This is a genomic window from Polyangium sp. 15x6 (assembly GCF_029960785.1).
In the GTDB taxonomy this organism is placed as follows: Bacteria; Myxococcota_A; Polyangia; order Polyangiales; family Polyangiaceae; genus Polyangium.
Genome location: NZ_JASBQE010000204.1, coordinates 1 through 6,635 on the forward strand (window position 1 = coordinate 1; position 6,635 = coordinate 6,635).

Annotated in this window: 6 protein-coding genes; all 6 read left to right on the forward strand. The window is 69.5% G+C overall.

Annotated elements, in window-relative coordinates:
* The first annotated feature begins 557 nt into the window (after positions 1 to 557).
* The 6 genes from QHF83_RS52570 (at position 558) to QHF83_RS52595 (ending at position 6,538) form a co-directional block, all read left to right on the forward strand.
* Positions 558 to 1,322: a CoA transferase subunit A gene (locus QHF83_RS52570; RefSeq protein WP_282425745.1), complete on the forward strand. Its 765-nt coding sequence runs from the start codon at positions 558 to 560 to the stop codon at positions 1,320 to 1,322.
* A gap of 1 nt (position 1,323) precedes the next feature.
* Complete coding sequence (locus tag QHF83_RS52575) at positions 1,324 to 1,995, forward strand: CoA transferase subunit B (protein ID WP_282425746.1); 672 nt, start codon at positions 1,324 to 1,326, stop codon at positions 1,993 to 1,995.
* Positions 1,996 to 2,001: 6 nt separating this feature from the next.
* Positions 2,002 to 2,859: an acetyl-CoA carboxylase, carboxyltransferase subunit beta gene (gene accD, locus QHF83_RS52580; protein ID WP_282425747.1), complete on the forward strand. Its 858-nt coding sequence runs from the start codon at positions 2,002 to 2,004 to the stop codon at positions 2,857 to 2,859.
* A 4-nt stretch (positions 2,860 to 2,863) separates the two neighbouring features.
* On the forward strand, positions 2,864 to 4,186 hold the full coding sequence (locus QHF83_RS52585; protein ID WP_282425748.1) for a Mur ligase family protein: 1,323 nt from the start codon (positions 2,864 to 2,866) through the stop codon (positions 4,184 to 4,186).
* A 62-nt stretch (positions 4,187 to 4,248) separates the two neighbouring features.
* A complete protein-coding gene (gene sthA / locus QHF83_RS52590) occupies positions 4,249 to 5,643 on the forward strand; it encodes a Si-specific NAD(P)(+) transhydrogenase (RefSeq protein WP_282425749.1) in 1,395 nt (464 codons plus the stop codon).
* A 112-nt stretch (positions 5,644 to 5,755) separates the two neighbouring features.
* On the forward strand, positions 5,756 to 6,538 hold the full coding sequence (locus tag QHF83_RS52595; RefSeq protein ID WP_282425750.1) for an alpha/beta fold hydrolase: 783 nt from the start codon (positions 5,756 to 5,758) through the stop codon (positions 6,536 to 6,538).
* Positions 6,539 to 6,635: the final 97 nt, after the last annotated feature.

A 6,635-nucleotide genomic window follows, 5' to 3' on the forward strand; every position in this document is an offset into this window, starting at 1 on the left:
CGGGCGCGGCGCGAGGGCCCCTGGGGCTTGGGCGCGGCGGCGCGTGCGGCCTGGGGGGCGGCGGGCGCGGGCGGCGCGGCTTCGGCGGGCGTCGTGGGCGTGCCGCAAAGCGCAATCGCGAGCGCGGCGGCGAGGGAGCGGAAGGGGCTACGCACGGCCCGGGGATAACCTTCGGCGAAGGGCAGGGCCAAGTTTCGGAAATCGCCCCGCCGCGCCTCGACTCGTCTCGCAGAAGCGAAGGGCGACGACGTTCACCGTTCCGTCGTGCCCCGCGCCCAGGAGCGCATGCCCCGACGCGCCGTCGGCCTCGGGGTCTCGCTGCCCGAGCACCGAAACCACGGCAGCCATGGCCGCGGCGTCCTGCGGGTCATCGTACTGCGAGCGGGCGTGCGCGCTGCCGCTTCTTCGGGCTGGGTGCGGGCATCGGTGTCTCCTTGGGTCTTTCGTTCTTTCCGGACGGACCGAACGTACAGGAGCGCGCGTTGCCCCGTCACCACCCGCGAACGGCGCATCCCCCCTGGCCACCCGGGCGCGGCTCTGGTAGTGCTCCCGGCCGTATGAACAAGGTCTACCAGAGCGCCCTCGACGCGTGCCGGGACATCCCCGACGGCGCGACGATCCTCGCGGGCGGCTTCGGCCTCTGCGGGATCCCCGAGAACTGCATCGCCGCGCTGCGCGAGCTCGGCACGAAGGACCTCGTCGTCGTCTCGAACAACTGCGGCGTCGACGATTTTGGTCTCGGCGTGCTCCTCCGGAACAAGCAAATCCGGAAGATGATTTCGTCCTACGTCGGCGAAAACAAGGAGTTCGAGCGCCAGTACCTCTCGGGTGAGCTCGAGGTGGAGCTCACGCCGCAAGGCACGCTCGCCGAGCGCATCCGGGCCGGCGGCGCGGGCATTCCGGCGTTCTACACCCCGACCGGCGCGCACACCGCCATCAGCGAAGGCGGCCTGCCGGTCCTCTACAACCCCGACGGCACGGTGAAGAAGTACTCCGAGAAGAAGGAGATCCGTGCCTTCAATGGTCGGGATTACGTGCTCGAGCCGGCGATCCAGGGCGACTTCGCGATCGTGAAGGCCTGGAAGGGCGATCGGTATGGCAACCTCGTCTACCGCAAGACGGCGATGAACTTCAACCCGATGATGGCCACGGCGGCGAAGGTGACGATCGCCGAGGTCGAGGAGCTCGTGGAGGTCGGCGAGCTCGATCCGGACACGATCCACACGCCGGGGCTCTACGTGCACCGCGTCGTTCAGGGCGCGAAGTACGAAAAGCGCATCGAGCGCAGGACCGTCCAGAAGCCCGAGGGAGCGAGGCAGTAAGATGAGCCTTTCGCGAGAGCAGATCGCACGCCGCGCGGCTTTGGAGCTCCGTGACGGCTTCTACGTGAACCTCGGCATTGGCATGCCGACCCTGGTCGCGAACTTCATCCCGAAAGGGATGGACGTCGTGCTCCAGAGCGAAAATGGCCTGCTCGGCATCGGCCCCTATCCGGAGGCCGGCAAAGAGGACGCGGACCTCATCAACGCGGGCAAGGAGACGGTCACGATGATGCCCGGCTCCGCCACGTTCTCGAGCGCCGAGAGCTTCGCCATGATCCGCGGCGGCCACATCGACCTCGCGATCCTCGGCGCGATGGAGGTCTCCGAGAAGGGCGACCTCGCGAACTGGATGATCCCGGGCAAGATGGTGAAGGGCATGGGCGGCGCGATGGACCTCGTCGTCTCGGCCAAGCGCGTCGTCGTGATCATGGACCACGCGGCGAAGAACGGGACGCCCAAGATCCTGCGCGAGTGCGGCCTGCCGCTCACGGGCCGGGGCGTGGTGCACCGGATCATCACGGACCTCGCGGTCATCGACGTGACGCCCGACGGCCTCGTCCTGCGCGAGCTCGCGCCGGGCGTCTCGGCGCGCGAGGTGCAGGAGAAGACGGAGCCTGCGCTGAAGGTGCCGCACGACGTGAAGGAGATCGAGCTCGGCGGCATCCAGGCGTAGACCTCTATGAGCTGGCCAGACAAAACACCGCCCAGCGCCGGGGAAAAACGTTCGATCGGCGCGGGCGTGTTCCGCCGCTGCGAGGGCTGCGGCGAGACCGTCACGGCCGACGATCTCGCCGCGAATTTCGAGGTCTGTCCGCGCTGCGGACATCACCACAAGCTCTCCGCGAGCGGCTGGCGGGCGCTGCTCTGCGACGAGAGCGCGCTCGAAGCGTGGGACGAGCACCTCGTGCCCGACGACCCGCTGCGCTTCAGCGACGGCCGGAGCTACAAGGACCGCGTCTCCGCCGCGCAGAAGAAGACCAGCGCGCGTGAGGCGATCGAGATCGGCAAGGCGAGCCTCGGCGGCCGGCCGATCGGGTACGGCGCGTTCGTCTTCGCGTTCATGGGCGGCAGCATGGGCTCGGTCGTCGGCGAGAAGATCACGCGCCTCTTCGAGCGCGCCGCCGAGGAAGAACTGCCCGTCGTGCTGCTTTCGGCCTCGGGCGGCGCGCGCATGCAGGAGGGCATCCTCTCGCTCATGCAGATGGCGAAGAGCGTGGCGGCGCTCGAGCGCTTCCGGCAGCGCCGCCTGCCCTTCCTCTCGGTGCTCCTGCACCCGACGACGGGCGGCGTGGCTGCGAGCTTCGCGTTCCTCGGCGACGTCAACATCGCCGAGCCGAAGGCCCTCATCGGCTTCGCCGGGCCGCGCGTCATCGAGACCACGATCCGGCAGACCTTGCCGGCCGGCTTCCAGCGGGCGGAGTTCTTGCTGGAGCACGGCATGATCGACGCGATCGTCCCGCGCCTCTCGATGAAGCAGACGATCGGCCAGCTCCTCGATCACCTGCAGGACGGCCGCGCCGCTCGGACCCCACGCTGATCGGATGACAGCTCCACGCCTGATCCCCCTCGTCGACGAGCTCATGCGGCGCGCGAGCCGCCGGGGCATGTCGCTCGGGCTCGATCGCATGCACGCGGCTCTCGCGGCGCTCGGAAATCCCGAGAAGAAGCGGCCGTTTTTCCACGTCACCGGGACGAACGGAAAGGGCTCGACGAGCGCGATGCTGGAGTCGATCGCGCGGGAAGCGGGCTTCCGGACCGGGCTCTACACCTCGCCGCACCTCTGCCGTTTCACCGAGCGAATCCGGGTGAACGGCGATCCCCTCGCCGACGACGACCTCGCGGACGCGCTCTGCCGGGTGCTCGCGGTCGCGCCCGACGCCACGTTCTTCGAGGCGATGACGCTCGCCGCGTTCGTCGCGTTCGACGCGGCGGACATCGAGGTCGGCGTGATCGAGGTGGGGATCGGGGCGCGGCTCGACGCGACGAACGTGCTCGAGCGGCCGCTCGGGACGGCGATCACGTCGGTGGCGCTCGACCACACGGCGCTGCTCGGCGACACGCACGCGGCGATCGCGCGGGACAAGGCGGGCCTGTTCCGGCGGGACGTGCCGGTCGTGCTCGGGCCGCTCGACGACGAGGCGCTCGCGGCGGCGCTCGAGGTCGCGCGGGACGTGGGCGCGCGGCCGATCTTGCGGGTCGGGCGGCCGGGCGAGGGGGCGTCGCATGCGGGAGACGTCACCGTCTTCGAGGCGCGGGCGCTTCCGGATGGGCGCGCGCGGATCGAGCTGCCGGGCCTGTGCGTCGAGACACACCTCGGGCTCGCGGGCGCGCATCAAATCGCGAATGCGGCCGTGGCGGCGGCGCTCGTAGCGACCACCTCGATGCCGACCTTCAAGGCGCTGCCGGGGCTGATCTCCCGCGGCCTCGCCGCGGCACGATGGCCCGGACGACTCGAACGCATCGAGAAGGACGGAAAGGCCGTCCTCCTCGATTGCGCGCACAATCCGCACGGCGCGGCCGCGCTCGCCGAGCACGTGCGTTCCCTCGGTTTTTCGCCCGACCGGGTGGTGCTCGTCTTCGGGGCGCTCGCGGACAAGGCGTGGACGGGCATGCTCGACGTACTCGGCCCGCTCGCCGATCGGCGCGTGTATGCCGAGCCGAAGGGCCGGGCGCCGGCGCAGGTGACCGAGCTCGCGGCGCGTTTTTCCGGCCTGCCCGTGCCCGAGCCGCGGGAGGCGATCACGCGGGCCCTTGCAATGGCGGGGCCTTCCGACCTGATCGTCGTGGCGGGGTCGATTTATCTCGTCGGCGAGGTGCGGGGCGAGCTCCTCGGCCTCGCTTGTGATCCCGTGGTCGCGCTCTGATCACGCGCGGCGCGTGGCCGCTTCGTTGCGAGTTTTGCCGGCCCGACGTACAGTGCCCGCCGATGAGCTCGCGAGCATTCGACGTCATCGTGATCGGCAGCGGCCCCGGCGGGGAAGGCGCGGCCATGAAGTGCGCCAAGGAGGGCCGGAGCGTCTGCGTGGTGGACATGCGCCACGAGGTCGGGGGCGCCTGCACGCACACGGCCACGATCCCCTCGAAGGCGCTTCGCCATGCGATCCAGCGCTTCGTGGAGATGCGCCACGTCCCGGGTTTCCGGGCGAGCCCCGACGCGCAGCCCTCGTTCGGCGACCTCACCCGCACGGCGGCCAGCGTGATCGCGCGCCAGACCGACATGCGGCAGACGTTCTACGAGCGGAACAAGGTCGAGGTCGTCGAGGGCCGCGCCCGGTTCCTCGATGCGCACACGGTGGAGGTCGGGCAGCCGAAGGGCGCGATCGACGTCCTCACCGCGAAAGCGTTCATCGTCGCCGCCGGCTCGCGGCCGTATCACCCGCCGGACGTCGATTTCAACCATCCGCGCGTCTACGACTCCGACACGATCCTCAGGATGGAGGAGATGCCGCAGTCGATGATCGTGTATGGCGCGGGCGTCATCGGTTGCGAGTGGGGCAGCATGTTCCGCATGCTCGGCGTGAAGCTGAACCTCATCAATACCCGCGACAAGCTGCTCTCGTTCCTCGACGACGAGATCGTCGACGCCCTCGCGTATCACCTGCGCGACATGGGTTGCTTGATCCGGCATAACGAAGATTACGAGCGGGTCGAGGGCCAGGACGACGGTGTGGTCCTGCACCTGAAGAGCGGCAAGAAGATCAAGGCGGACGTGCTGCTCTGGGCGAACGGTCGCACGGGCAATTCGAATGGCATGGGGCTCGAAGAGCTCGGCATCGCCATCGATTCGCGCGGAAACCTCAAGGTGAACGAGGCCTACCAGACGTCCGTGCCCCACATTTACGCGGTCGGTGACGTGGTGGGTTTCCCCTCGCTCGCGAGCGCCGCGTACGATCAGGGCCGATTTGCCGCGACGCACCTCGTCGAAGGGCGGCTCGAGACGAAGCTCGTGGAGGACATTCCGACGGGCATTTATACCTCGCCCGAGATCTCGTCGGTGGGAAGGACCGAGCGCGAATTGACGAAGGCGGGGATCCCGTACGAGGTCGGCCACGCGCAGTTCAAGTCGCTGGCGCGCGCGCAGATCACCGGACGCACCGTGGGGATGCTCAAGATCCTGTTCCACCGCGAGACCCTGGAGCTGCTCGGCGTGCATTGCTTCGGGGACAACGCGAGCGAGATCATCCACATCGGCCAGGCGATCATGTCGCAGGAGGGCAAGGCCAACACCCTCCTGTATTTCGTGAACACGACGTTCAATTATCCGACGATGGCGGAGGCGTACCGCGTCGCGGCCCTGAACGGGCTGAATCGGGTGTTTTGACGCGGGCGCGGGCGGATGCGCATGGTGGGGCTCTTCGCCAAGGTACGCGTATTCGTGCTTGAGTCGCGGGGGAGGGGTGCATAAGGTGTGTCCTCGGCAGGAGGACAGACCCATGCACGTCACGCAGGCGAACGACGGAATCAAGATTGCTTACCGCAGCTTCGGGGACGGCCCCGAGGTGGTGTTCCTCGTCCACGGGTGGATGGTCTCGGGCGCGGTCCACGACGACCTGCTCGAGCACCTCGACAAGGACGGCCTGCGCGTGATCGTGCCGGACCTGCGCGGCGCGGGCCAGTCCGACAAACCCGAGGCGGGCTACTCGATCCAGCGTTATGCCGACGATATCCTGACGATCGCCGACGCCGAGGGGATCAAGTCGTTCACCGTCGTCGGCCACAGCATGGGCGGCCAGATCGCCCAGTGGCTCGCGGCCTACCACTCGGACCGCGTGAACGGCGCCGTCCTGCTCTGCCCCGTGCCCGCGAGCGGCGCGCCGCTGCCCCCGGAGGCGATCGGCCTCTTCTCGAGCGCCGGCGGCAACCGCGACGCGCAGCGCATGATCCTCGGCATGGCCTGCAAGGAGCTCACGCCCGCCTCGCTCGAGCGGCTGCTCGACGACGGCGCGCGCACCCTGCCCGAGGCCGTGCGGCTCTCGTTCGACGTCTGGCGCACGGGCGGGTTTGCCGACGCGCTCGGCTCGATCAAGGCCCCGCTCCTCGTCGTCGGCACCGACGATCCCTTCCTCCCGCCCGCGGCGCTGCGCGGCGAGATCGTCGCGAAGGTCCGCGGCGCTCGTTTTGCCTACTTGCCCGGGCCGGGGCACTACGTGCAGGTCGAGCGCCCGCGGGAGACGGCAGCCTTGCTGCAAGCCTTCCTCTCCGCGCGCCGGCCGTGACCCGCGCGCGTCGTGCCCGGGCGCGGCTCCTCGCCGCCGTGCGGAGGCGCCGCGCGGGGCCGGTCCGGGCGCGTCCGGGCGCGGGGCAGACGCCGGG